Consider the following 20723-nt stretch of genomic DNA (forward strand, 5'->3'; position numbering starts at 1 on the left):
ATGAGCCAGGCCGCCCTGTTCTGGAACCCGCGCTTTGCCGGCGAGCAATACGCCTACGGCAACGCCCCCAACGACTTTCTGAAAGAGCAGGCGCCCAGGTTAGCCGCAGGCAGCCGGGTGCTGAGCCTGGGGGAAGGCGAAGGGCGCAATGCCGTGTACCTGGCGGCACTGGGGCACCAGCTTACCGCCGTAGACGCCGCCCATACCGGCCTGATCAAGCTGCTGCAGCGTGCAGCCCAGCAAAACCTCAGTATTACTGCCACGCTGGCCGACCTGGCCGACTACCCCATCGCACCCGGCAGCTGGGACGCCATTATTTCCATCTTCTGCCACCTGCCCTCCGCCCTGCGCCGGCAGGTGCTGGCCGGCTGCGTGGCCGGGCTGGCACCGGGCGGCCTGTTTATGCTGGAAGGCTACACGCCGCGCCAGCTAGGCTTTGGCACCGGCGGCCCCAAAGATACCGACCTGCTGCTGGAGCCCGACACCCTGCGCCAGGAGCTGGCCGGGCTGGAGCTACTGCACTTTGCCGAAGTACAGCGCGAAGTCATCGAAGGCAGCCTGCACACCGGCATGGCTGCTGTATTGCAGATTGTGGCGCGCAAACCCGCCACCGCCTGAGCCCCCCGTCCAACAACAACGCCCTGCCCGGCATCGCCTGGCAGGGCGTTTTATCGACAGCCTGCACCTACTGCTCTACTGCCTGATGTCGTGCCAGCAGCGCATCCAGCTGCCCGCTACGCTCCATCAGCTCCAGCTGCCGGTCTAGCTGCCGCAACAACTGTTCGGCATGCGGGTACGCGCGCGACACCATAAAATGCAGCGGTACCGGCACCAGGCCGGGTAACAGCCGGGCTTGCAGGCGCCCGCCGTCTTCGCCCAGCAAACCCAGCAACTGCAGGCTGCGCCCTACTTCCACATACTCGGCAAAGCCACGACAGCGGCCAGCTTGCAGCTTTTTCATCACCAGCAGGTAGCTGGACGAGCCCTCATCGACATCTTCCGGCTTCAGGCCAAAAGGGGCGTAGTTAAAGCCGATCAGGCCACACAAGGGCAAGCCCGGCGCCGCACCGGGCCACAGAAACAACGCCGGGCGCAAATGCAGGTAGCGGCGGCTGAACAAAAACAACCGTGCCCGCTCGGCAGAAAAGGTCGCCCCCATCACCACCTGCACCTGCCGCCCCTGCTCGGCCAGGCTCAGGCAGCGGCGAAACGGCAACAACACGAACTCGGGGCGAAACGCGCTGGTACTCAACACCGCATGCAGCACATCCGGCGAATACCCCAGCACCGGGCGCGCATTATTATGCTGCGGCGGGCCGAAGTAAGACGATGGCGGCCAACCATTGTCACCACCACAGGCCACAATACCTGTGGCAGCGGCCACCTTGGCAGCCATCAGGCAGAACATAAAGAAAAGCAGCCTCGCCATAATTTCCTTTCTATCGAGACTGGCAGACTAACAGCGCAGGCGTACGGCAACAAGTACTCGCCAGCGCCGCCGCAGCAGCACGCACCATTTCTATAAACCGATATAAAAACAACACCCTGCCCGCTACGGCAAAAAGAGGCTTGCCTTTGCTTTTGAATACGTACAAAATCAGAACCAAGGAGATCACACACATGACACAAGGTGGAAAACGCGAAGGCGCAGGCCGCAAATCACGCTTTGGTGGCGACAAAACCGTAGCCATGCGCGTGCCCGAGCCGCTCAAACCCGTGCTGGAAGGCTGGCTGGACGAATACCGCAGCCTGCGCGGCCTACGCGGCAACAGCGCTGGCGACATCGCCCTGCTGGGCGAAGCCCTGAAAAACATGTCGCTGCCGCTGTTTGCCAGCCGTGTGCCTGCAGGCTCGCCCGTGGCCGCCGACGACCTGAAAGAAGCCGACATCGACCTGAACCAGCACCTGGTGCGCAAGCCTGCGTCCACCTTTCTGGTCACCGTCAAAGGCGACTCCATGATCAACGCCGGCATACACGACGGCGACCTGCTGGTTGTCGACCGCTCGCTGGAGCCGCGCAACGGCAAGGTGGTGGTGGCCGTGATCAACGACGAACTTACCGTAAAGCGCCTGGAACGCTCGGCCGGCCGCATCCGCCTGCTGCCGGAAAACCCCGATTTCAAACCGATAGAAGTACCCGAAGACGCCAGTTTCTTCGTGTGGGGCGTCGTCACCAATGTCATTCACGCAGTGGACTGAACAAGGAGCGCAGCATGAACAAGCATAACGACCCGGTAAAAATGATGTTCCGCGACTGGAAGCGCCTGCCACGTGCCTTTCGCGCCGTGATCGAAGGCCAGCCGCAAGTGCTGCTTACCCGCACCGGCCGCAGCTACTACGCCCCGGTAGAGTTTGTCGGCTAAGCGTGCCAGCCTGGGGGCCCGGTGGGCAAACCACCGGCCAACCCACAGGCAAAACACTCGCTGCCGGCAAGCCGCCGACAGCCTGCAACACAGGCAGCAAAGCCCGCTCTTGCCAACACCGCACCCGCTTGCAGCAGGCTTTGCCGCCACACCCGTACAAACAGGGCGCTGCCCCACGTTATGCAGCCCCTGATTACCGTGTCAGCCCACCCCGGCCATGCCGGGGCCATGACAGGCCCGAGTTGGCCGCCCCCCGGCCCCTGCCACACCGGCAGGGGCTTTGCTTTGGCCGGCGCAGCGCACGGCTCAGGCAGCGGCCTGCCTGGCGGCAAACTCGGGCGCCAGCAGCGAAAACTGCAGCAGATCGTGGTATTGCCCCAGCCAGAAGCCCGCATCGCGCAGCCGGCCTTCTTCTACAAAACCCAGCTTGCGCGCCAGCTTTAGCGATGCCGCATTGTCGGGGTGAATGCAGGCATCAATGCGGTGAAGCTGCATCTGGTCAAAACCCCAGCCCAGCACGGCCTGCAGCGCCTCCTGCATATAGCCCTGCCCCCACGCCGCCCGCCCCAGCTCGTAGCCCAGCGTGGCGCGCCGCCAGCCCTGATTCCAGGCAAACAGCCCGCAGGTGCCAAGCAGCGGGCCGCCACAATCTGCGCCATCTGTGCGGCGTCACTTACCGGGTCGGTACCGAACCAGCGCATGGCGTCTGCGTCGGCAAATACCGGCAACAGTGCCGGCACATCGTGCTGGCCTATCTGCCGCAGCTGCAATCGGCGGGTGTACAGCAAGGGGAAGGTATCGGGCATGGCGATCTCGGCATGAAAAGGTTGGCCGCACAGGCAGGCGGGCCAGTTTACCTGACGGCCTGATGATGTAGGCATGGGGCCATGTTTAATCGGGCTACCCCAGCACCCAGCGCAAACGATCGCCGGCCGGCATGGCGGCCATCGTGCCATGCGCATCAAGCGGCACGCTCAACACGCAGCTTGCCGGCTGACGGCAGCACACCCCGGCGCGTCATGTCTTCACGATGATCGACTCGCATTTCATGTGGTGCATGAACTCGCGCAAAATCAATAAGCGGGCGGCAAACAGCCGGTCTGCGGGCAGCCCTTCCACCGACGCTGGCCGCCCCTGAATCACCGCGACCAGGCGCCCGAAAGTGTGCTCTACGACATCACGGCTCAGCGCGGTTTCTGCTTGCAGCGGGATAGCGGCCAACTTGGCGATATCCAGAATCTGGCTGTCTGGCGTATGCAAGGGCAGCACTTGCCCGGCCAGGCGGTGCCAGGTCTCCAGCTTGTTTTCGATCTCCTCTATCGCGTACTCCACCTCTAGCGCGCTTGGCGGCTCGTGCTTGAACCAGCGGCGGGCAATCGACGCGACGCCGATATCCAGAACATATTCCTCTGGCTGCGCCATGGGGCTCGTGCGCGTCAAGTGCAACTGATCCGCGCCCAGCGTTAGCCGCCATGCCGCTTCATTAACCTTGCCGTGCAAGTCCGTGTGCATGATGGTAGGTATCCTCAGATAGTTTCCATGGCAACGCCCAGCGCAGCCAGACGCGGTGTGAATAGCGCCATCAAGGCACCACACGGCTAATGTACAACGGCTGGCCAGCAGGGCGAAACGCTGCTCAGGCCAGCCCCGCCACGGCAGCAAGACAAGCCGGACTCAGCATGCAAAAAGCCACCCGAAGGTGGCTTGGTCTGCAGGGCGCTTAGCGCGGGCGATAACCCACCAGGCCATAGTACAGAATGAATACATAGCACAGCAGCGGCACACCAAACGAGGCCAGCAAGCTGATGTTGTCTGCCACGCTGGCTTGCAGCAGCGGCAATACCGCGCCACCCACAATAGCCATGCATAGCACGCCGGAGCCGGCGCCGGTGAGCTTGCCCAGGCTAGCCAGTGCCAGCGAGAAAATGGTGGGGAACATGATGGAGTTGCACAGGCCCACGGCCAGCAAACTCCACATGGCCACCTTGCCACCGGCCAGCATGGCTACAGCAATCAGCAACACCGACAGCAAGGCTGCACAGGCCAATACCTTGCTGGCCGCCACGCGACGCATCAGCGCGCTACCAATGAAGCGGCCAACCATGGCCCCGCCCCAGTACAGCGCCAGCAGCTTACCGGCATCCACCTGGCTCAGGCCCCCGACATCCGGCTGCTCCATCAGGCTCACCAGAAAGCTGCCAATACCGACCTCGGCGCCCACGTACACAAAAATGCCCACGGCACCCAGTACCAGGTGGCGGTGCTGCCATACGCTGCCCACGGCCTGGCTGTCTTGAGCGGCATCATCCTGAATAACCGGCAGGCGCAGCATGGCAAATACAGCGGCAATGGCAAACAGCGCGGCCGCCAGCATCAGGTAAGGGCCTTGCACCGAAGCGGCTTCGGCCAGCGCTTTTTCCTGCGCCGATACACCGGTAACGTGCTGTGTACCGGCCAGAATCAGCACCGCACCCAGCAGCGGCGCCACCGTGGTGCCCAGCGAGTTAAACGCCTGCGTCAGGTTCAGGCGGCTGGAGGCAGTGGCTACCGGGCCCAGGCGTGTAACGTAAGGGTTGGCCGCCACCTGCAAAATGGTAATGCCGCTGGCCAGGACAAAGAGCGCCCCCAGAAACGCCGGGTAGGACAAGCTGGCCGCCGCCGGGTAAAACAGCAGGCAGCCTACCCCGGCAATACCCAGACCGGCCACGATGCCACGCTGGTAGCCCAGCAGGTGTACCAGGCGGCCGGCAGGCAAGGACACCACAAAATAGGCGGTAAAAAAGCTGAACTGGATCAGTGCGGCCTGCACATAGCTCAGCGAGAACACCCCTTTGAGGTGCGGAACCAGAATGTCGTTCAGCGAGGTAATCAGGCCCCACATGAAAAACAGGGTAGTCAGGACGGCGAGCGACTTGCCGTGTTGTGTCTCTCCATGCGCGTGCATGTATCGTGCTCCGGTGGTAATGGGCGAAGGCGCGCAGTCTAAGTTCAAGTAGCAATGTACTCGACTGTTTTCATGGTTTTTTATCCACCCCGCCGCCTGGGCTACCGGCAAACATCAATACAAACAAAAACTTAACCAGGCACGGCAGACATCACCCGGCAGCCAGCCCGGCCAGAAGGCTGATATTTAATGTAAGCTTCGCGTAAGAAAACTACACCACACCGCCGTCATGCGGCCAACCTTGGTGCAACAAGCAGCCGTTTCATGGTGCCGTAGCGGCGCGCCCGTCAGCAAAATACTGGCGCACGCATTGCACAAATGCCTGCACCAGCGGGCTGTCACTCTGCTGCCGCCAGGCCACCCCCACACCGATAGACAGCAGCTCGCCTTCGGCAAAGCGCCGGTACACCACGCCGCTACGCCGGATCTGGCGCAAGGAGCGCGGTATCAGGGCCCCGCCCTGCCCTGCGGCAACCTGCGCCAGCAAGATATGGTGCTCGGGCGGCTCCGGCACAAAGCGCGGCGGCCGGGGCAGCGCCTGAAAAGCGGGCTGGCAAAAGTCGTAATAAGCCGGGTTCAGCGCCCGGCCAAACCAGAACAGCGCCTCCCCCTGCAAGTCGGCCAGCCTGACCTGGCGCTTTCTGGCCAGCGGGTGGCTGGCAGGCAGGGCCAGCATCAGCGGGTCGTCAAACAGTTTTTCTACCACCAGTTCGTTCGTCAGCGAAGGCAGGCCGATCAGCGCCACATCCAGCTCGCCACGGCGTAGCTGGCGTATGAGCTGTATGGAAAGCTGGCGCGAAATGGCCAGCCGTACCCCTGGGCAGGGCGCTGCCAGCATGGCAGACCAGTCTGGGAAGATACCGCTGTCTACCACCGTGGTCATGCCGATGCGCAACACCGCACCCGAATCTTGCTGCCGCGCATGCTGCAGCACGCTTTCGGCCTGCTGCAGCAGCGCCCGTGCATCTGCCAGAAAATGCACGCCCGCCTCGGTCATGCGCACGCCCCGCGTGTCCCGCTCGAACAGCTGCCGCCCCAGCACGGCCTCCAGCTGCTGAATCTGCCGGCTCAGTGGTGGCTGTGTCATGCACAGCCGCTCTGCCGCCTGGCGAAAGTTCAGTAGCTCGGCCACCGCGACAAAGCACTGTAGCTGTCTGGGTTTGAATAATCGGCTCATCCATATACCTCGTTATCACCGTATTAAACCTTATGCAGTCCAGTGCGCCATCCACAAAAGGTATCAAGCAAAAGGTATTAGTCATACCCGTTCAGCGCAGTCTAACTTATGTCATACCGTTTAATCTGTTTTGCTTAAAAACCAAAGGACATGGCATGAGCGACACACGTTACGAGCAAGGCTTGGCCCAGCTTTGCCTGGTAGAAGGCACCACACAGCCCGGCATTATCCAGGCCATGGCGGCCATGGCACCGGACCTGGCCCGACTCACCATTGCCTTTGCCTACGGCGATGTCTACACCCGCCCGGGCCTGACACCCCGCCACCGGCAGCTGGCCACCATCGGCGTGCTGGCGGCTCTGGGCAATGCCCAGCCGCAGCTGAAATTCCACATCATGGGCGCCATACGCATGGGCTGCAGCGCAAGCGAGGTAATCGAGGCGCTGATACACATGGCGGTGTACGCCGGCTTTCCGGCTGCGCTAAACGGGGTCTTCACCGCGCAGGCGGCGTTCGAGGCGCTGCAGCTTAGCCCGCCGGAACCCAGCCCGCCGGCCAACCCTGTCATGGCAACCGACACCGCGCGCTACGACGCAGGCTGGGCCGCGTTAAGCCATATCGACGGTGAAGCCGGCTTTCGCGTGGTAGACAGCCTGAAAGCCATTGCGCCAGACCTGGCGCACTTTGTGGTGGCGTTTGCCTTTGGCGATATCTACACCCGCCCCGGGCTGGACTTGCTGTCACGCGAAATCGTCACCGTGGCGGCCCTGGCCGCCATGGGCACCGCCACGGCCCAGCTGAAAGTGCATATCCACGGCCTGTTGAACGTAGGCGGCACGCAGGAGCAGCTTACCGAAACCCTTATCCACACCGCGGTGTACGCCGGCTTTCCGGCTGCCATCAACGGCATGTTGGCCGCACAAGACGTACTGCAGGCACGCCAGGCCCATGCGGCCTGAGCGTGCTAACAGCTTCCACCCCCTAAACGGAGCACCTTATGTCTACCCAACTCTTACTCGTCAGCGAAGCACCCACACTACCCGGCCAGGCGCTAACGGCAGCCCGGGCCTGGGCGGGCACCATCGCACCCGACTGGGTAGCGGCCCGTCAGCTGTATACCGCACTGGACGGCAGCAGCGTACTGGAGCTGATGGCCTTGCCCGACATGGCCAATCTGGCCCTGCTGGATAGCTGGTGGGCACACTGCTTGCAGGCAACGCGCCCTTATTTACAGGGCGACATGTGCCGGCAGGTGCTGCGCTTTGTCGAGGCACCCAAAGACTGCGCCACCCCGCTGCCCCGTACCCGCTATATCCAGCTGCGCCATGTCGAGGTACGCCCACCCGTACACGAGGCGTACCTGGCGTGGCGCGAGCAAACCATTTTTCAGGTAGTGCGCGAGGCCAGCGAAGTAGAAACCTTTCTGGCCTATCACTCGCTGATCAGCAGCGAGCCCGGCGTGATGTTTGTATCCGGTTTCTCGGGCAGCCTTGCCGCCTATAGCGCGGTATTTGGCAGCCCGGCTTACCAGGACATCGTGCGCCAGGCCGGCAACCGCTTTATTACCGGCGGTGAGCGTGGCTTGTACACCAAGCTTTACCAGGACATCAGCCAGCCGGAGCCGCAGCCATGAACGCCACCCGACCGTTACAAAACCGTGTTGCCATGGTAAGCGGCGCCAGCGGCGGCATGGGCCAGGCCATCTGCGCCCAGCTGGCACAAGCCGGGGCGCAGGTGGTGATGCTGGGGCGCGACCTGGACCGGCTAAGGCAAGCGCGCGAACAGCTGGCCCGGCAATGGGGCATTGGTGACTTGCTGTCCATACAGCAAATCGATATCCGCGATGCAAGCTCGGTGAGCCAGGCAATCGCCGCGCAGGGGCAGGCACTGGGCACGCCCGACATGCTGGTGCACGCAGCCGGTGACGGCCCGGTAGCGCCCTTGCTGGAGGCCACAGAAGCCATGTGGCAAGCCACCATACAGGGCAAGCTGCTCGGCACCATACGCCTGACCCGTGCGGTGGCAGCAGGCATGGTGGCGCGCAAAAGTGGCCGTATCGTGATCATCAACGGGGTATTCGGCCGCGAGCCGGACCCGCTGTTTCCCATCAACAGCACCGTAAATGCCGGCCTGGCGGCCTTTGGCAAAGCCAGCGCGCACGACCTGGGGCGGCACGGCATCTGCGTCAATGTCATCAACCCGGGCGCTACCGACACGCCGCTGTGGGCAGATATCAGCCAGGCACTGGCCAGCCGGCTGCACACCACCGCCGATGCCGTGAGCCAGCAAGTACGCGACAAGATTCCCCTGGGCAGGTTGGCCGCACCCGACGATGTGGCCGCGCTGGTGGTATTCCTGGCATCGGCGGGCGGGCAGTACATCAACGGTGCGGCCATCACTGTCGATGGCGGCGCCAGCGCCGCTATCTAGAAAGTGACCATGAACCACACCACCCCGCCGGCCAGCTCGCTGGCCATGACCCTGTTGCTAGCCTGTGCCGCCACCTGCCTGGCCGTGGCATCGGTGTACCTGAGCCAGCCCGTTTTTGCCGACATTGCGGCTAGCTTCTCCTTGCCGGCAAGCGATGCCCGCCTGGGTTTTAGCGTAGCCAGCCTGGCCTATGCACTGGCCTTTTTCATTCTGGGGCCATGGTCAGACTACCTGCCCGCCGCTGCCATGGCTCGCCGGGGGCTGGTGCTGGGCGCCCTCTGCCTGGGCGCGGCTGGCATGCTGTCGCACTTCAGTGCCTATTTGCTGGCCGTCGGGGCTGCCGGGGCGTGTGCTGCCATGGTACCTGCAGCCATGTTTGCCCTGCTGCCCCGGCTAGCGCCGCCGCAGCAGCTAGGCAGTTATTTTGGCCTGATCATTGCCGCTTCCGTGGTGGGTATTACCCTGGGCCGGGCCGGCATGGGCCTGCTGGCCGGGGTGACAGGCTGGCAGCACGCGTACCTGATAGCAGCGGCGGCCCTGCTACTGATGGCACTGGCCACCTACGGCCTGCCACCGGAGCCCCACCGGGGCAGCCAGGCGCAAGCACCGCAGCGCCATACCTATTACCAGTCGCTAGCCATGTTGGCCGAACCCGGCCTGCGCAGCTTGTTCATCACGGGGTTTCTGCTGTTTTTTGCCTATCTGGGCATGGTGACGTTTCTGACTTACCGCCTGCAGCAGCCGCCCTTTCACTATGACAGCACCGATATCGGCAAGGTCAGCCTGGTAGGCCTGATCGCCGTGCTGGGCGCCCCGCTGTCCGGCCGCCTGGCCAACCGCTACGGGCCACGGCAGGTTGCCCTGGCCGGGCTGGCAATGGTTGCGCTGGCTATCGGCCTGCTGTGGCGGGCAAGCGCAAACCTGCATGTCAGCAGCGGGCTATTCCTGCTGTTTTTAGGTGTGTTTTCCTGCCAGCCCGCCATTTTTGTACAAATCGCCGGGCGCGCCGGGGCCAGCCGGCGCGGTACGGCATCGTCACTGTATCTGCTGATTTGCCTGGGGGCCGGCAGCTTGTCCAGCACCTTGCTGGAGCCGGCATGGCGACTGGCGGGCTGGGCCGGGATCAGTGGCGTCGCCCTGGGCTGCACGGGGCTCGCCGCCTTGGTGTTGCTGCGCGACAGCGCAGGTCCGCACCCTGGCCGCTAATGCGGCCAACCCGCCTGCCAGCCCAAGCTCGACATACAGCGGTTCTGATGGGCATACCCACTCTTTACACACACACCGGGAGCAGCCATGCAAACCATGTTTATCGTAGGGAACAAGTTCAAGGATTTCTGCCAGCACGACAATGTGATCACGCTGGCCCAGCTACAGCAGCTGGTGCGGGATCAGCAGCTTGCCAGCCTGCCCAAGGACACGCGCCTGCTAGCCGGCCAGGGGCTGCGCGAAGCGGATATCCAGCAGATACTGCGCACCTTGCAGCCTGCTGCGCTGGCAGCTGGTCTGGACCTGAGCGGGCTATACCAGCGCCCGGCACGCGCCAGCCGGCTGCACACCCACAAGCACCAGCTGCAAAACGCCATCATCTCGCACCCTTTACGCCTGAACGACACGCTGTTCGAAGTGGCACTGATGGTGGACGATCGCAGCGAACTCATGGGTGACCATGCCACCGGCCAGCACATACAGGGCATGGTACTGATCGAGGCTGCCCGCCAGACTTTTCTGGCGGTGACCGAGGAGTACTTCATCGGGCCGGATGAACCGCAGCGGTATTACTTTGTGATCAACAGCATGGCTATCCGCTTCCAGGGTTTTGTTTTCCCGCTGGATGCCACGCTGCGCTACCAGATCGTCAGCATGAACGTGGATAACCGCGACCGCATGCGCTTTGACACGCTGATCACCGTGCTGCAAGGCGGCAAATCCGTGACCCAGCTTGGCGTGCAATTCACCGCATTTCTGGCCGAGCAGATCGAAGCCAAAGAACAGCAGCAAGCCACACTCGCGCTGCAAGCTCATTGGCAGCCGGCTACCAGCACGGCGAAGGCAGAGGGGGTGGCATGACACAATCCGCCAGCTACCCGCTGCAGCTCACCACCCAGGGGCCCAGCTACCCACCCAGCGAGGTCATGGACGCCGAGGGCAACTTTATCGTGATCGGCCGGGTAAACCGGCAGGCGCCCGATGGCGGCCTGTCCAGTACGTGGTCACGCGCCATCGTGGCAGCAGACAGCCCACTGCCCGCGTTCGGGCAACAGCTGCCGTACCGCATCGTGCGCGAGCTGCCCGCCACCCTCAGCCCGGCCGACCAGCAGCTGGTACTGCATACCCTGCCGCTACCGCTGCCGTGCAGCAACTACCCCATGCTGTTTGCCCCGGCGCAGCAGCCACTGGCCAGCCAGCTGGTACGGCCCAGCTATGCCTTTCACCAAACCCCTATCCCCGACCTGCGCGAACAGGATGGCAGGCGCATCGGCACCCCCATCACGCTGGGCATGTGGGTGACGGCCAGCGGGCAACTGAACGTGCAACTATCGGCCGACCGCCGGCATGCCACCTTCGAGCTCGCCATGACAGGGCTGATACCCGACAGCCTGTACACCGTGATGAGCCTGCGCCAGCACGACCTGCACCCGGTCGCCCCCACCCGCCCCGGCCCGCTGGGCGTACCCAATGTTTTCATGGCCGACGCGCAAGGCCGCGGCTACTACCGGGCTACGCTGCCCCACCCCTTTCCCGACCCGGCCAGCCCGGGTGCCAACCGCGTCATCAATGTCATCGTGCTGTGGATGAGCTACCAGATGAACTGCGGCGGGGCGATAGGCTGGTTTGGCCTGGGTGGGGATATCCACGCCCAGCTCAAGCTGGCCGAACCTGGTTTTCAAACCCTGCAAACCCACCCCTGACAGGAGCACACCATGCCCATTCTTCACCTGACCACCTGGCCCGGCCTGGGCGATGAAAAAAGCCGACAGCTGGTAGCCGCCCTGACCCGCACGCTGCACGAGATAAGCGGCGCACCGCTGGACCGCATCACTGTCTACATCAGCGAAATCCCCACCAGCCGCTGGGCAGAAGGCGGCATTCTGGGGTGCGAGCCCGACTTTGCCGCCCGCAGCCGCCAGCCACCTGCCGCAGGACGCCTGCCATGAACGCGCCACGCTTTGCCTTTTTTGATGTCGACAACACGCTGATCAACCTCAAAAGCATGTTCAGCTTTCACGACTACTGGTACCAGCACTGGCTACCGGCTCAGGGCCGGGCCGCCCCGCAGGAGTACGAGGATATCTGTGCCATTCTGGATACGCTGGCGCGCAATGGCGAAAGCCGGGAGGCCATCAACCGGCGTTACTACACCTTCTTTGCCGGCCGTGCGGTAAGCGAGGTAGCCGAGTGCGCGCAGTCATGGTTCGAGCAGCATCACCATAGCCCGGGCTTTTTCATTACGCAGACACAGGCAGAATTGCAGCGTTTACAGCAAGACGGGCTCACACCGGTTCTGGTGTCCGGCTCGTTCCGCGCGGTGCTGGCACCCATTGCAGACACCTTGGGTGTAAGACACATCCTGTGCACCACGCTGCTGGAAAGCGGCCAGCGCTACAGCGGGCGCATCGCAGCACCGCAAACCATTGGCGCAGGCAAAGCCACGGCCATGCAGGACTTTTTACAAGCACACGGTACCCATCCACAAACCTGCTGGGCGTTTGGCGACGACTATTCCGACTTTGCCATGCTCACGGCTGTCGGCCATGGCGTACTGCTGGGTGGCAACCCGCGGCTGGAGGATCTGGCACGGCTGAAGGGTTTGGATATCTTGCGGACACAGCCTGCAAGTGATGGCGGCCTGCCCCAGGCGGCTCAGGGCAGTGCGGCCGGCTGATACACATACACGCTGCGCTTGCCTGCGGCTTTGGCCTGATACATGGCCATGTCGGCCTGGCGCAGCACCTCGTCGGCCCCCGGTGCCGGGCCGGCAGCAAAACAAGCCAGGCCGATGCTGACCGACACCTGGACAGCATGGCCATCCAGCTGCTGTACCTGGCCCAGCTGTGCGGCCAACTGCTGCATGGCTTGGGCGTAGTCTTGCGGCCCGGCCAGCAATAGCACGAACTCGTCGCCCCCCATACGCGCGGCGCATTGCGCAGCGGGTTGCCATTGCTGTAGCTGGCGGGCAACGCGCTGCAACAAAACATCGCCTGCGGCGTGGCCGTAGTGGTCGTTGACCGGTTTGAAGCCGTCTAGGTCCAGGTACGCCAAGGCCCAGGGCTGCGGTGGTGGCTGCTGCACCCAGGCTTGCAGGCTGGCGATCAGCGCGCGGCGGTTGGCCAGGCCGGTTAGGGCATCGGTATGTGCCTGGCGCGCCAGCTGCTGCTGCACCTGCGTTTGCTGCTGCGCCAGCTCGCGCAAGCGGGTGTCGGTACGCGCCAGCCAGCCCAGTATGGTATCGGCCTCGGCCGGCGGGGCGGGCTGCTGATCGGCGTCACCGATATGCACGATATGGCTGTATAGCTGGCGCAGGCTGCCACCCAGCACGTCGCGGCTATAGCTGCGCATGCGCAGCAGTAGCAGGCACAAGCCGGCGGTCACCAGCAGAAAGACAAAGCGCACCAGCCTGGCCTGCATGGCGGCTTGCTCTACTTCAAACAGCGTGCGCTGCTCGATGAGCTGATAAAACTCGTCGATAGGCCGCATGATGCGGGCCTTGGCCAGCATATAGCGCTCGTCGTAGACCATTTGCAGTGCCTGGGCGCGCTGCCGGGCGGCCTGACTTTCAGGCAGGCTGTCGCTACGTGCCACCATGTCCATCGCGGCCAACTCCAGGTGGATCAGGCTATCGGACTGACGCTTGGCATCCGCCAGGCGGGCAAACTCCTGGCTGGAAAAGCGCGCTGCCTGCATCAGTGAAATCAGGCTGGCTTTTTCGCCTGCAGGCTTGGGCCTGTCATTACGCGGGTAGACCAGGTCCCAGTAAATGCGGTTGTAATGCAGCGGGCGGGCGGCGGTGCCATCGCGGATGGCAATGATTTCATGAAAGTACTGGCGGTATTTCGGGTTGCCGGTGGCCACATAGCTGCGCACCATGCGCGTAAGGTCGTCGGACGACTGGCGCAGCTCATCGGCCAGCAGATAGGACTGATACCGCCGCTCGTTGGCCTGATCGAGCCGCCACTCGGTAAACACATACAGGGCAAAAGTGGCAGTAAACACCACAAACAGCAACAGCGTGCAGATAAACAGCCACTGCAGACGGTCCAGGTTTTTCTGTGCTGCACTCATGCTCAGTCCTATACGCAGGCTACTGATGGCGGCGGGTCTGGCTTAGCCCCAGCGGGCGGCGGCGGCGTCATCGCTGGCTTTGGCGTCTACCCAGCGGCAGCTGCCATCGACAAAGTCTTCGCGCTTCCAGAACGGTGCTTCGGTTTTCAGGTAGTCCATCAGGTACTCGGCCGCCGCAAAAGCGGCTTTACGGTGGCCGGATGCCACCAGCACCAGCACGATCTGCTCGCCCGGTGACAGGCTGCCTACGCGGTGGATCACCCGCACCGCCGAGAGCGGCCAACGCTGCGCGGCATCCTCGGCGATACGCTGGATCTCGGCCTCGGTCACGCCGGGGTAGTGCTCCAGAAACAGTGCGGCCAACGGTATGGCGGCATCGTGCGCACGCACCATGCCCTGAAAAGCCACCAGTGCCCCGGCGTCGCCGGCGTGCTGGCGCAAGGCGGTTTCTTCGGCGGCCAGGTCAAAAGCCTTGGTCTGGATGCTGATATGGCAATACATGCTAGCCCCCCGTGACCGGCGGCAGAATCCCCACCTCGGCCCCTGGCGGGATGTCGGCCTCGCCACGCACCACCTGCTGGTTGACCACCAGGCGAAACACCTGGCCCTCGGCCAGGGCCTGCGCCCAGCTATCGCCACGGGCACGCAGCTGGGCCAGCAAGGCAGCTGTACTGCCGCCCGACCACGGCAGCTGTTCTTCACTACACCCGGCGGTGTCTTTGAGGCGGCCAAAATACAGTACGCGTATGTTCACTTGTTCTCCTTCAGCCAGCACAAGACAAAATCGGCGATGGCATCAGTATGGTTCAGCGGCAGGCAGGGTACGGGCAAGTCGAGCGCCGTATCGCTGGCTACCGCCATGATGTTCGTGTCGTCCGGCTGTAGCAGCGGTTTGCCCAGCGCGGCACGGTATACCTCTATTTTCGGGATGGGCAGCCACTTCTGGCCTTCCAGCACCACCAGGTCTACCGGCTGCAGCCTGGCCAGCTGCGCCGCCAGATCGGGCGGCGTGGCCAGGTTTTCATACACGGCCAGGCCCTGCTCGCCCAGCAGCATCACCTGCGCAGCACCGGCAGCCCGGTGCCGGTAGCTATCCTTGCCCGGCGTATCAAAATCCAGGCGGTGGTGGCTATGCTTGATCACCGACACCTGCAGGCCGGCCTGACACCAGCGCGGCAACAGCTGCTCCAGCAAGGTGGTCTTGCCACTGCCAGACCAGCCGGCCACCCCCAGTATTGTTTGCATGCTCATCCTTCACGCCCCTAGCGCCACAGCTGGCGCAGCAGCTGCACGCTGGCCAGGCCCAGCCCTGTCATCAATAAAGAGCCAGCCAGATGGCTGCCGATATGCGCCAGCGCCCAGGCCCAGCGCCCCTGCTGCAGCAGCGTTACCGACTCGGCCGAAAAGGTGGAAAACGTGGTGAGCCCACCCAGAAAACCGGTCACCACAAACAGCCGCCATGCTGGCGCCAGCTGCGGGTTGGCCGCAAAGATGGCCAGCGCCACGCCAATCAGGTAGGCACCGATCAGGTTGGCGGCCAACGTACCGGGCGGCAGCGCGGGAAACAGCGCGTTCAGCGACACAGACAGCAGCCAGCGCAGCACCGCACCCAGCGCCGCACCCACACTGATAGACAAAATGGCCAGCACACGCACACCCCGGCAATGAATCAGGCTGCCACTTTAGCCCAGCATGGCCTGCGCCGCCAAGCCAGCAGCAAAAAGCCCTGCTGCATAGCAACAGGGCTTTGATTTGATGCGGCCAACATACCACTATGCGCTTAGTCGCGATATACCGCGGGCTGGCCGGTTACCGCCGCCATCACCGCCAGCTGGATGTCTTCCGACATCAGCATGGCCGCGTTCCAGTTGGCCACGTGGTTCAGGCCATCGGCTACGCTGTGGTCGCGGCTGTAGTTCAGCACTTCTTTGGTGCCCTGTACCGCCAGCGGCGATTTGGCGGCAATGGCGGTGGCCATGTCCATGGCAGCGGCCAGCACGGCAGCCGCATCGGGTAGCACGCGGTTCACCAGGTGCAGGCTGGCGGCTTCGGCGGCTTTCACGTCGCGCGCGGTCAGCGCCATCTCGCGGGCATTGCCCTCGCCTACCACGCGGCCCAGGCGCTGCAGCGTGCCTACGTCGGCCACCATGCCTACATCCACCTCGCGCACGCTGAACACGGCGTTCTCGGCAGCCAGGCGAATGTCGGCGGCCAACACGATATCCAGCGCCCCGCCGACACAGGCGCCATGAATGGCGGCAATCACCGGCTTGCGGCACAGCTCCAGGCTGCTGACATTGGCCTGCAGCCCTAGGATGATGCGGCGCAGCTTGTCACGCTTGCGCGCCTCGCAGGCGTCTTCGATGGCGCTTTGCATATTCATCAGCATGGACAGGTCGATACCGGCGCAGAAATGCTTGCCGTTGCCCGACAGCACCACGGCGCGCACGCCGGGCTCGGCATCACACCATTCCATGGCCTGCTGCAGCTCTTGCCACATGGCTTCGTTCAGCGAGTTGGCTTTGTCCGGGCGGTTTAGCGCCACATGCGCCACGGCACCGTGGCAAGTCAGCTGCAAGGTGGTGTAGCTCATGCTCAGGCCTCCTTGCGCTTCTTGGGCACCCAGGCCCATACCATTTCGCACACGATGGGCGATTCGCCCGATTCGTCGGTTACCACCACATCTACCAACACGTCGCCTTTGTCTTCCACAAACATGCGCTGCACCTGGTCGGTGTTCAGCGTGGCCACGGCGCGCATATCGCCCTGGGCGCGCTTGTAGTAGCTGACCTTCATGGATTTGAGCAGCATCAGCTTGTCGTCCGGCACGTTCATGCCCACCACAAAGCCCGACGCGGTTTCGGCCAGCAGGGCCATAGCGGCGGCGTGCAGGCCTTTAATGTGGTTTTGTACCTTCTTGCGGTTTTTTACGCTGACCACCATGCGCTCGCGGCCAACTTCCTCGAACACCAGGCCGGCGGTACCCAGAAACGGTACAAACTTGCCAAACATGCGGGTGATGACCCAGGAACGCATCCCGGCCGGCAGGCTGGCGGTTTTGTCCACCATACGGCACATACTGTTTTTTGCTGTTGTCATGATTGCCCTTCTCGTGTTGTCGATGGCTGCTTGGGCAGCCTTATAAACGGGGCGAGGGCCATGGCCAGCCCGCCTCCTTGATTACGCCTGCGCCATGCCCAGCAGCAGGCGGATTTGCTGCTTTACCTCGTCCAGCGCGGTACTATCCAGCCGCGCCAGCTGCAGGCTGCCCTGCATGGCGGCAAACACAATGGTGCCCATGCCTTCTGGCGTGCCCACGTAGTGCATGGCCCCCGCTACCTGGCCACGGCGCACGATATCCACCGCCCAGGTGCGCATTTCTTCTACAAAACTGGCAGTACTCTGGCGCATTTCCGGCGGCAGCGTGTGCAGCTCAGCCGACAAGATGCCGCTGGGGCAGATCTGCTGTTTGTTGTAATAGGTATCCGCCAGGGAAAAGTAGCGGTCCAGCTGTACCGGCGGCGACAGCTCGGCTTGCGCCTCGACATAGCGGGCAAAACGGCGACGGTAACGCTCGATCAGTGCCACACCCAGGTCGGTTTTCTTGGGGAAATGGTAGTGGATGGCGGCATTACGCACCCCCAGCTCACCGCTAATGTGTTGATAGCTAAAGGCATTGAACCCGCGCGAGAGCATCAGCACCTCGGCCAGGTCCAGGATTTTCTTGCGCGTATCGGTACGGGCATCGGTTTCAGGCTTCATGCCGCGACTCTACTTACTGGTCAGTAAGGTGTCAATCTGGCCACCACCAGCCATGGACAGGCATGCCGAATACGTTATGATGGTGGCCAAATTGCCTGATTACACGCGGTATATTCAATGAAACTCAAGTTCAGCAAAATGCACGGCCTGGGCAATGACTTTGTGGTCATTGATGGCGTAAGACAAACCGTCACCCTGACGGCAGACCGCCTGCGCCAGCTGGGAGACCGCCATCTGGGTATCGGCTTTGACCAGCTGCTGCTGGTAGAAGCCCCGCAGTCGCAAGAAAACGATTTCCGCTACCGCATCTTCAACAACGACGGTAGCGAGGTAGAACAGTGCGGTAACGGCGCACGCTGCTTTGTGAAATTTGTCACCGAACAGCGCTTGTCCAACAAGCGCGCCATCCGCGTAGAAACCGCCCGTGGCGTGATCGTGCCCGAGCTGGGCGAAGGCGGCCTCATTACGGTAGACATGGGCGCACCGCGCTTTGCACCGTTGCAAATCCCTTTTGTGGCCGAGGGCGATGCCATCACCCACCCGCTGCAAGTGGGTAACGAGTCTATCGACATTACCGTGGTATCCATGGGGAACCCGCACGCCGTGCAGGTAGTCAGCCATGTAGATACCGCACCGGTCGCCACGCAAGGCCCACTCATCGAACACCACACCCGCTTCCCCGAGCGCGTCAACGCCGGCTTCATGCAGATTGTTGGCCGTAGTGAAATCCGCCTGCGCGTGTACGAGCGTGGCGCGGGCGAAACCCAGGCCTGCGGCACCGGCGCCTGCGCTGCCGTGGTAGCGGGCATCCGCCGTGGCTTGCTGGACAGCAAGGTGACCGTGCACACCCGCGGCGGCAAGCTGCAGATCGAATGGCTGGGCGACGGCCACCCGGTACGCATGACCGGCCCGGCCGTGACGGTATTCACCGGCGAAATCGAAGTCTGACCCGGCCAGGGCGCTGCGGCAGATCAATACTGCCGCCGCACCTGGCGTGTAGCGTGCCGTCACCCCCAACACTGTTTTGCAAAGGAGTGCTGTAGTGGAAGCTGATGACGTACTGGCCTATCTGGATGCCAACCCGGACTTTCTGTCCAGCCACGCCCTGCGCTATGGATTAAAACCGGTACAAGACCGCGTGGTCTCGTTTGCCGACCGCCAACTGCTGGACCTGAAAGACCGCAACCGCCAGCTGGAAGCACGCATGACGCAGCTGGTACGCCACGGCGAGCAAAACGACCAGACCCTGGCACGCACGCACAAGCTGAGCCTGGCCCTGATGAAAGCCGGCAGCGTGGACGAGGTGCACAGCGCCATCCTGCACGTATTTGCCGAGCATTTTGGTCTAAACCGCGTAGCCGTACGGCTGTGGCACGACGCCGCCGCCGACACCGGGCTGTACAACGCCCGCCAGGACGTACGCCTGCTGGCAGGCAACCTGTCCGCGCCCTATTGCGGCCCGTACGCCAACGACGAAATCATCAGCTGGTTCCCCGCCGTGCCGGTGCTGCAGTCGTTTGCCCAGCTGGCCTTGCGCGAAGGCACCGAGCCGTTCGGCATGGTAGTCATTGCCAGCGACGACGCCCAGCGCTTTACCTTTGACATGCAAACCCACTACCTGGCGCAAATGGGCGAGCTGATCTCGCTGGCCATGCTGCGCGCCCTGAAAGCATGAGCCCCACCCTGTCCAGCGCACTGCTGCTGTTACCCCTGGTGCTGTACACCCTGCACGCGCTGTGGCGGCTTATCGCCAGCGACAGCCTGCCAGCGGTGTTGAGCTTTGCCCTGGCCTACCTGGTGCTGGGCCTACTGTGCCGCCTGGCCCTGCCTACCTTGCCCATGGTGCCGGTCTGGCTGCCTTTTCTCTACCCTTATGCCTGGGCTGGCGTGGGGGCGCTGCTGCTGGCACTGGCTACGCTGAAGGTTGGCCGCAGCGGGCTGCGGCTGGAAGGCATACCGCCGATATTGAGCATCTATGTGCTATCCCAGCTGTGCATGCATGCTGGCGTACTGCTGCTTACGCCGCTACTGTCCGGCCGCCCGGCGCAGGCCTACACCATGCTGCCACCCCTGGTCGCCACTGGCGCCTACCTGATCTACCGCCTGTGCCTGAAACTGTGCCGCGGCCAACACGGCTTTTCCTGGCTAGCCGTCGTCGCCTCCACGCTGGCAGCACCACTGCTACTGGGCTGGATGGCAGAGCTAAGCGTACCGCTGATGCTGCGGCATTTCTGATACCGCTAGCCGCCATGAAAAAACCCGCTTTTGGCGGGTTTTTTCATGGCTTTGCACACATCGCAAGCGGGGTCAGGCCGGGGCTTTCAACACACTGCCATCGGCGTCCAGTACGGTCAGGCTTACCGGAATCGCAGCGGCCACACTTTGCGTTACCGTGCAGAAGTCTTCAAAGGTATCCAGCAGGCGTGCCAGCTGCGCCTGGCCAGCTGCCGGCGTACCGCAGCGTAACGTTACCGTCATACCCAGCACGCGCAGGCGGTTTTGCGCATTGCGGCCAACCTCGGCACTGGCCTCGCAGCTGAGCGGTTCCAGGTTGATGCGGTACTTGCGGGCAGCAAACAGCAGGCTGGCACTCAGGCAATTGGCCACCGCGCCCACCAGCAGCTGCGATGGCGAGGGGCCGGTATCGCTACCCAGCGGGGCCGGCTCGTCTGTCACCAGGGTATGGCCGCCATCAAAATGGTTGTCGAAGCGGTAGTTTTCCAGCTGTGTCAGCGTGACACGGGCATTGGCGGACATGTGCTCTCCT

General features: G+C 63.1%; 29 protein-coding genes. 15 read left to right on the plus strand and 14 right to left on the minus strand.

All coding sequences use genetic code 11. From position 1 onward, the window contains the following. Complete coding sequence (locus FLQ44_RS09010) at positions 1-618, plus strand: SAM-dependent methyltransferase (RefSeq protein WP_147694102.1); 618 nt, start codon at positions 1-3, stop codon at positions 616-618. Between the two features lie 67 nt (positions 619-685). Here the strand turns inward: FLQ44_RS09010 and FLQ44_RS09015 are convergent, their stop codons facing one another. Beyond that, the gene (locus FLQ44_RS09015) at positions 686-1429 is read right to left on the minus strand and encodes a substrate-binding periplasmic protein (RefSeq protein ID WP_147694103.1); all 744 of its coding nucleotides are present in this window, start codon (positions 1427-1429) and stop codon (positions 686-688) included. Positions 1430-1620: 191 nt separating this feature from the next. Between FLQ44_RS09015 and FLQ44_RS09020 the strand changes: the two genes are divergently transcribed. Beyond that, a complete protein-coding gene (locus FLQ44_RS09020; protein WP_147694104.1) occupies positions 1621-2199 on the plus strand; it encodes a LexA family protein in 579 nt (192 codons plus the stop codon). A gap of 14 nt (positions 2200-2213) precedes the next feature. Then, on the plus strand, positions 2214-2363 hold the full coding sequence (locus FLQ44_RS23605; RefSeq protein ID WP_017508317.1) for a hypothetical protein: 150 nt from the start codon (positions 2214-2216) through the stop codon (positions 2361-2363). 306 nt (positions 2364-2669) lie between these two features. On the opposite strand, the gene FLQ44_RS09025 is transcribed toward FLQ44_RS23605, so the two are convergent. Further along, complete coding sequence (locus FLQ44_RS09025) at positions 2670-2999, minus strand: GNAT family N-acetyltransferase (protein WP_206208785.1); 330 nt, start codon at positions 2997-2999, stop codon at positions 2670-2672. Positions 3000-3106: 107 nt separating this feature from the next. On the opposite strand from FLQ44_RS09025, the gene FLQ44_RS24575 reads away from it, so the two are divergent. After that, complete coding sequence (locus FLQ44_RS24575; protein ID WP_276607838.1) at positions 3107-3232, plus strand: hypothetical protein; 126 nt, start codon at positions 3107-3109, stop codon at positions 3230-3232. Between the two features lie 148 nt (positions 3233-3380). Here the strand turns inward: FLQ44_RS24575 and FLQ44_RS09030 are convergent, their stop codons facing one another. The 3 genes from FLQ44_RS09030 to FLQ44_RS09040 form a co-directional block, all read right to left on the minus strand. Beyond that, positions 3381-3875 (minus strand): acetate and sugar kinases/Hsc70/actin family protein, encoded by a 495-nt coding sequence (locus tag FLQ44_RS09030; protein ID WP_147694105.1) that lies wholly within the window; start codon positions 3873-3875, stop codon positions 3381-3383. Positions 3876-4083: 208 nt separating this feature from the next. Continuing rightward, positions 4084-5307, minus strand: coding sequence for a sugar MFS transporter (locus FLQ44_RS09035; RefSeq protein ID WP_147694106.1), 1224 nt, complete (start codon positions 5305-5307; stop codon positions 4084-4086). Between the two features lie 262 nt (positions 5308-5569). Continuing rightward, positions 5570-6484, minus strand: a complete 915-nt coding sequence (locus FLQ44_RS09040; RefSeq protein ID WP_147694107.1) for a LysR family transcriptional regulator — start codon at positions 6482-6484, stop codon at positions 5570-5572. A gap of 155 nt (positions 6485-6639) precedes the next feature. On the opposite strand from FLQ44_RS09040, the gene FLQ44_RS09045 reads away from it, so the two are divergent. The 8 genes from FLQ44_RS09045 (at position 6640) to FLQ44_RS09080 (ending at position 12797) form a co-directional block, all read left to right on the plus strand. Then, positions 6640-7443, plus strand: coding sequence for a carboxymuconolactone decarboxylase family protein (locus FLQ44_RS09045; RefSeq protein ID WP_147694108.1), 804 nt, complete (start codon positions 6640-6642; stop codon positions 7441-7443). Positions 7444-7481: 38 nt separating this feature from the next. Then, on the plus strand, positions 7482-8117 hold the full coding sequence (locus tag FLQ44_RS09050) for a hypothetical protein (RefSeq protein WP_147694109.1): 636 nt from the start codon (positions 7482-7484) through the stop codon (positions 8115-8117). After that, positions 8114-8914: an SDR family oxidoreductase gene (locus tag FLQ44_RS09055; protein ID WP_147694110.1), complete on the plus strand. Its 801-nt coding sequence runs from the start codon at positions 8114-8116 to the stop codon at positions 8912-8914. The genes FLQ44_RS09050 and FLQ44_RS09055 overlap by 4 nt, the downstream gene beginning before the upstream one ends. A 9-nt stretch (positions 8915-8923) precedes the next feature. Beyond that, positions 8924-10120 carry an MFS transporter gene (locus FLQ44_RS09060; RefSeq protein WP_147694111.1) on the plus strand — a complete coding sequence of 399 codons (1197 nt, stop codon included), beginning with the start codon at positions 8924-8926 and terminating at the stop codon, positions 10118-10120. An 87-nt stretch (positions 10121-10207) separates the two neighbouring features. After that, positions 10208-10981 (plus strand): AfsA-related hotdog domain-containing protein, encoded by a 774-nt coding sequence (locus FLQ44_RS09065; RefSeq protein WP_147694112.1) that lies wholly within the window; start codon positions 10208-10210, stop codon positions 10979-10981. Further along, a complete protein-coding gene (locus FLQ44_RS09070) occupies positions 10978-11823 on the plus strand; it encodes a hypothetical protein (RefSeq protein ID WP_147694113.1) in 846 nt (281 codons plus the stop codon). Before FLQ44_RS09065 ends, FLQ44_RS09070 begins: the two co-directional genes overlap by 4 nt. 12 nt (positions 11824-11835) lie before the next feature. Then, complete coding sequence (locus tag FLQ44_RS09075) at positions 11836-12069, plus strand: tautomerase family protein (RefSeq protein WP_147694114.1); 234 nt, start codon at positions 11836-11838, stop codon at positions 12067-12069. Next, positions 12066-12797 (plus strand): HAD family hydrolase, encoded by a 732-nt coding sequence (locus FLQ44_RS09080; protein ID WP_147694115.1) that lies wholly within the window; start codon positions 12066-12068, stop codon positions 12795-12797. Before FLQ44_RS09075 ends, FLQ44_RS09080 begins: the two co-directional genes overlap by 4 nt. On the opposite strand, the gene FLQ44_RS09085 is transcribed toward FLQ44_RS09080, so the two are convergent. The 8 genes from FLQ44_RS09085 to FLQ44_RS09120 form a co-directional block, all read right to left on the minus strand. Next, positions 12776-14194 (minus strand): GGDEF domain-containing protein, encoded by a 1419-nt coding sequence (locus FLQ44_RS09085; protein ID WP_147694116.1) that lies wholly within the window; start codon positions 14192-14194, stop codon positions 12776-12778. The genes FLQ44_RS09080 and FLQ44_RS09085 overlap by 22 nt on opposite strands. A 42-nt stretch (positions 14195-14236) precedes the next feature. Beyond that, the gene (locus FLQ44_RS09090; RefSeq protein WP_147694117.1) at positions 14237-14695 is read right to left on the minus strand and encodes a molybdenum cofactor biosynthesis protein MoaE; all 459 of its coding nucleotides are present in this window, start codon (positions 14693-14695) and stop codon (positions 14237-14239) included. Between the two features lies 1 nt (position 14696). Then, positions 14697-14948, minus strand: a complete 252-nt coding sequence (locus tag FLQ44_RS09095; protein ID WP_147694118.1) for a MoaD/ThiS family protein — start codon at positions 14946-14948, stop codon at positions 14697-14699. Further along, entirely contained in the window at positions 14945-15439 is a 495-nt protein-coding gene (gene mobB, locus FLQ44_RS09100; protein WP_206208774.1) for a molybdopterin-guanine dinucleotide biosynthesis protein B, read from the minus strand. The genes FLQ44_RS09095 and mobB overlap by 4 nt, the downstream gene beginning before the upstream one ends. Positions 15440-15456: 17 nt before the next feature. Further along, positions 15457-15843 carry a fluoride efflux transporter CrcB gene (gene crcB / locus FLQ44_RS09105; RefSeq protein ID WP_147694120.1) on the minus strand — a complete coding sequence of 129 codons (387 nt, stop codon included), beginning with the start codon at positions 15841-15843 and terminating at the stop codon, positions 15457-15459. 131 nt (positions 15844-15974) lie between these two features. Beyond that, the gene (locus FLQ44_RS09110) at positions 15975-16787 is read right to left on the minus strand and encodes a crotonase/enoyl-CoA hydratase family protein (protein ID WP_147694121.1); all 813 of its coding nucleotides are present in this window, start codon (positions 16785-16787) and stop codon (positions 15975-15977) included. 2 nt (positions 16788-16789) lie between these two features. Continuing rightward, positions 16790-17293 carry a DUF4442 domain-containing protein gene (locus FLQ44_RS09115; RefSeq protein ID WP_147694122.1) on the minus strand — a complete coding sequence of 168 codons (504 nt, stop codon included), beginning with the start codon at positions 17291-17293 and terminating at the stop codon, positions 16790-16792. Positions 17294-17374: 81 nt separating this feature from the next. Further along, positions 17375-17956, minus strand: coding sequence for a TetR/AcrR family transcriptional regulator (locus FLQ44_RS09120; RefSeq protein WP_147694123.1), 582 nt, complete (start codon positions 17954-17956; stop codon positions 17375-17377). Positions 17957-18073: 117 nt separating this feature from the next. On the opposite strand from FLQ44_RS09120, the gene dapF reads away from it, so the two are divergent. The 3 genes from dapF to FLQ44_RS09135 all read left to right on the plus strand — a co-directional run bounded on the left by dapF (position 18074) and on the right by FLQ44_RS09135 (position 20191). Beyond that, positions 18074-18904, plus strand: coding sequence for a diaminopimelate epimerase (dapF, locus tag FLQ44_RS09125; protein WP_147694124.1), 831 nt, complete (start codon positions 18074-18076; stop codon positions 18902-18904). 94 nt (positions 18905-18998) lie between these two features. Continuing rightward, the gene (locus FLQ44_RS09130) at positions 18999-19631 is read left to right on the plus strand and encodes a DUF484 family protein (protein ID WP_147694125.1); all 633 of its coding nucleotides are present in this window, start codon (positions 18999-19001) and stop codon (positions 19629-19631) included. Then, complete coding sequence (locus FLQ44_RS09135) at positions 19628-20191, plus strand: hypothetical protein (RefSeq protein WP_147694126.1); 564 nt, start codon at positions 19628-19630, stop codon at positions 20189-20191. The genes FLQ44_RS09130 and FLQ44_RS09135 overlap by 4 nt, the downstream gene beginning before the upstream one ends. Positions 20192-20263: 72 nt before the next feature. Here FLQ44_RS09135 and FLQ44_RS09140 read toward each other — a convergent pair whose 3' ends face one another. Further along, positions 20264-20713, minus strand: a complete 450-nt coding sequence (locus FLQ44_RS09140) for an OsmC family protein (protein ID WP_147694127.1) — start codon at positions 20711-20713, stop codon at positions 20264-20266. Between the last annotated feature and the right edge of the window lie 10 nt (positions 20714-20723).

Origin of the sequence: Vogesella mureinivorans (assembly GCF_007644035.1) — a bacterium.
GTDB classification, from domain to species: domain Bacteria; phylum Pseudomonadota; class Gammaproteobacteria; order Burkholderiales; family Chromobacteriaceae; genus Vogesella; species Vogesella mureinivorans.

Bases quoted from the DNA above. Each gene is read 5' to 3' on its own strand.
- FLQ44_RS09120 (WP_147694123.1), bottom strand. From the start codon at position 17,956: ATGAAGCCTGAAACCGATGCCCGTACCGATACGCGCAAGAAAATCCTG.
- FLQ44_RS09045 (WP_147694108.1), top strand. From the start codon at position 6,640: ATGAGCGACACACGTTACGAGCAAGGCTTGGCCCAGCTTTGCCTGGTA.
- FLQ44_RS09115 (WP_147694122.1), bottom strand. From the start codon at position 17,293: ATGACAACAGCAAAAAACAGTATGTGCCGTATGGTGGACAAAACCGCC.
- FLQ44_RS23605 (WP_017508317.1), top strand. From the start codon at position 2,214: ATGAACAAGCATAACGACCCGGTAAAAATGATGTTCCGCGACTGGAAG.
- FLQ44_RS09030 (WP_147694105.1), bottom strand. From the start codon at position 3,875: ATGCACACGGACTTGCACGGCAAGGTTAATGAAGCGGCATGGCGGCTA.
- FLQ44_RS09035 (WP_147694106.1), bottom strand. From the start codon at position 5,307: ATGCACGCGCATGGAGAGACACAACACGGCAAGTCGCTCGCCGTCCTG.
- FLQ44_RS09055 (WP_147694110.1), top strand. From the start codon at position 8,114: ATGAACGCCACCCGACCGTTACAAAACCGTGTTGCCATGGTAAGCGGC.
- FLQ44_RS09070 (WP_147694113.1), top strand. From the start codon at position 10,978: ATGACACAATCCGCCAGCTACCCGCTGCAGCTCACCACCCAGGGGCCC.
- FLQ44_RS09110 (WP_147694121.1), bottom strand. From the start codon at position 16,787: ATGAGCTACACCACCTTGCAGCTGACTTGCCACGGTGCCGTGGCGCAT.
- FLQ44_RS09015 (WP_147694103.1), bottom strand. From the start codon at position 1,429: ATGGCGAGGCTGCTTTTCTTTATGTTCTGCCTGATGGCTGCCAAGGTG.
- FLQ44_RS09040 (WP_147694107.1), bottom strand. From the start codon at position 6,484: ATGAGCCGATTATTCAAACCCAGACAGCTACAGTGCTTTGTCGCGGTG.
- FLQ44_RS09060 (WP_147694111.1), top strand. From the start codon at position 8,924: ATGAACCACACCACCCCGCCGGCCAGCTCGCTGGCCATGACCCTGTTG.
- FLQ44_RS09050 (WP_147694109.1), top strand. From the start codon at position 7,482: ATGTCTACCCAACTCTTACTCGTCAGCGAAGCACCCACACTACCCGGC.
- mobB (WP_206208774.1), bottom strand. From the start codon at position 15,439: ATGCAAACAATACTGGGGGTGGCCGGCTGGTCTGGCAGTGGCAAGACC.
- FLQ44_RS09065 (WP_147694112.1), top strand. From the start codon at position 10,208: ATGCAAACCATGTTTATCGTAGGGAACAAGTTCAAGGATTTCTGCCAG.
- FLQ44_RS09075 (WP_147694114.1), top strand. From the start codon at position 11,836: ATGCCCATTCTTCACCTGACCACCTGGCCCGGCCTGGGCGATGAAAAA.
- dapF (WP_147694124.1), top strand. From the start codon at position 18,074: ATGAAACTCAAGTTCAGCAAAATGCACGGCCTGGGCAATGACTTTGTG.
- FLQ44_RS09080 (WP_147694115.1), top strand. From the start codon at position 12,066: ATGAACGCGCCACGCTTTGCCTTTTTTGATGTCGACAACACGCTGATC.
- FLQ44_RS09135 (WP_147694126.1), top strand. From the start codon at position 19,628: ATGAGCCCCACCCTGTCCAGCGCACTGCTGCTGTTACCCCTGGTGCTG.
- FLQ44_RS09140 (WP_147694127.1), bottom strand. From the start codon at position 20,713: ATGTCCGCCAATGCCCGTGTCACGCTGACACAGCTGGAAAACTACCGC.
- FLQ44_RS09020 (WP_147694104.1), top strand. From the start codon at position 1,621: ATGACACAAGGTGGAAAACGCGAAGGCGCAGGCCGCAAATCACGCTTT.
- FLQ44_RS09085 (WP_147694116.1), bottom strand. From the start codon at position 14,194: ATGAGTGCAGCACAGAAAAACCTGGACCGTCTGCAGTGGCTGTTTATC.
- FLQ44_RS09010 (WP_147694102.1), top strand. From the start codon at position 1: ATGAGCCAGGCCGCCCTGTTCTGGAACCCGCGCTTTGCCGGCGAGCAA.
- FLQ44_RS09090 (WP_147694117.1), bottom strand. From the start codon at position 14,695: ATGTATTGCCATATCAGCATCCAGACCAAGGCTTTTGACCTGGCCGCC.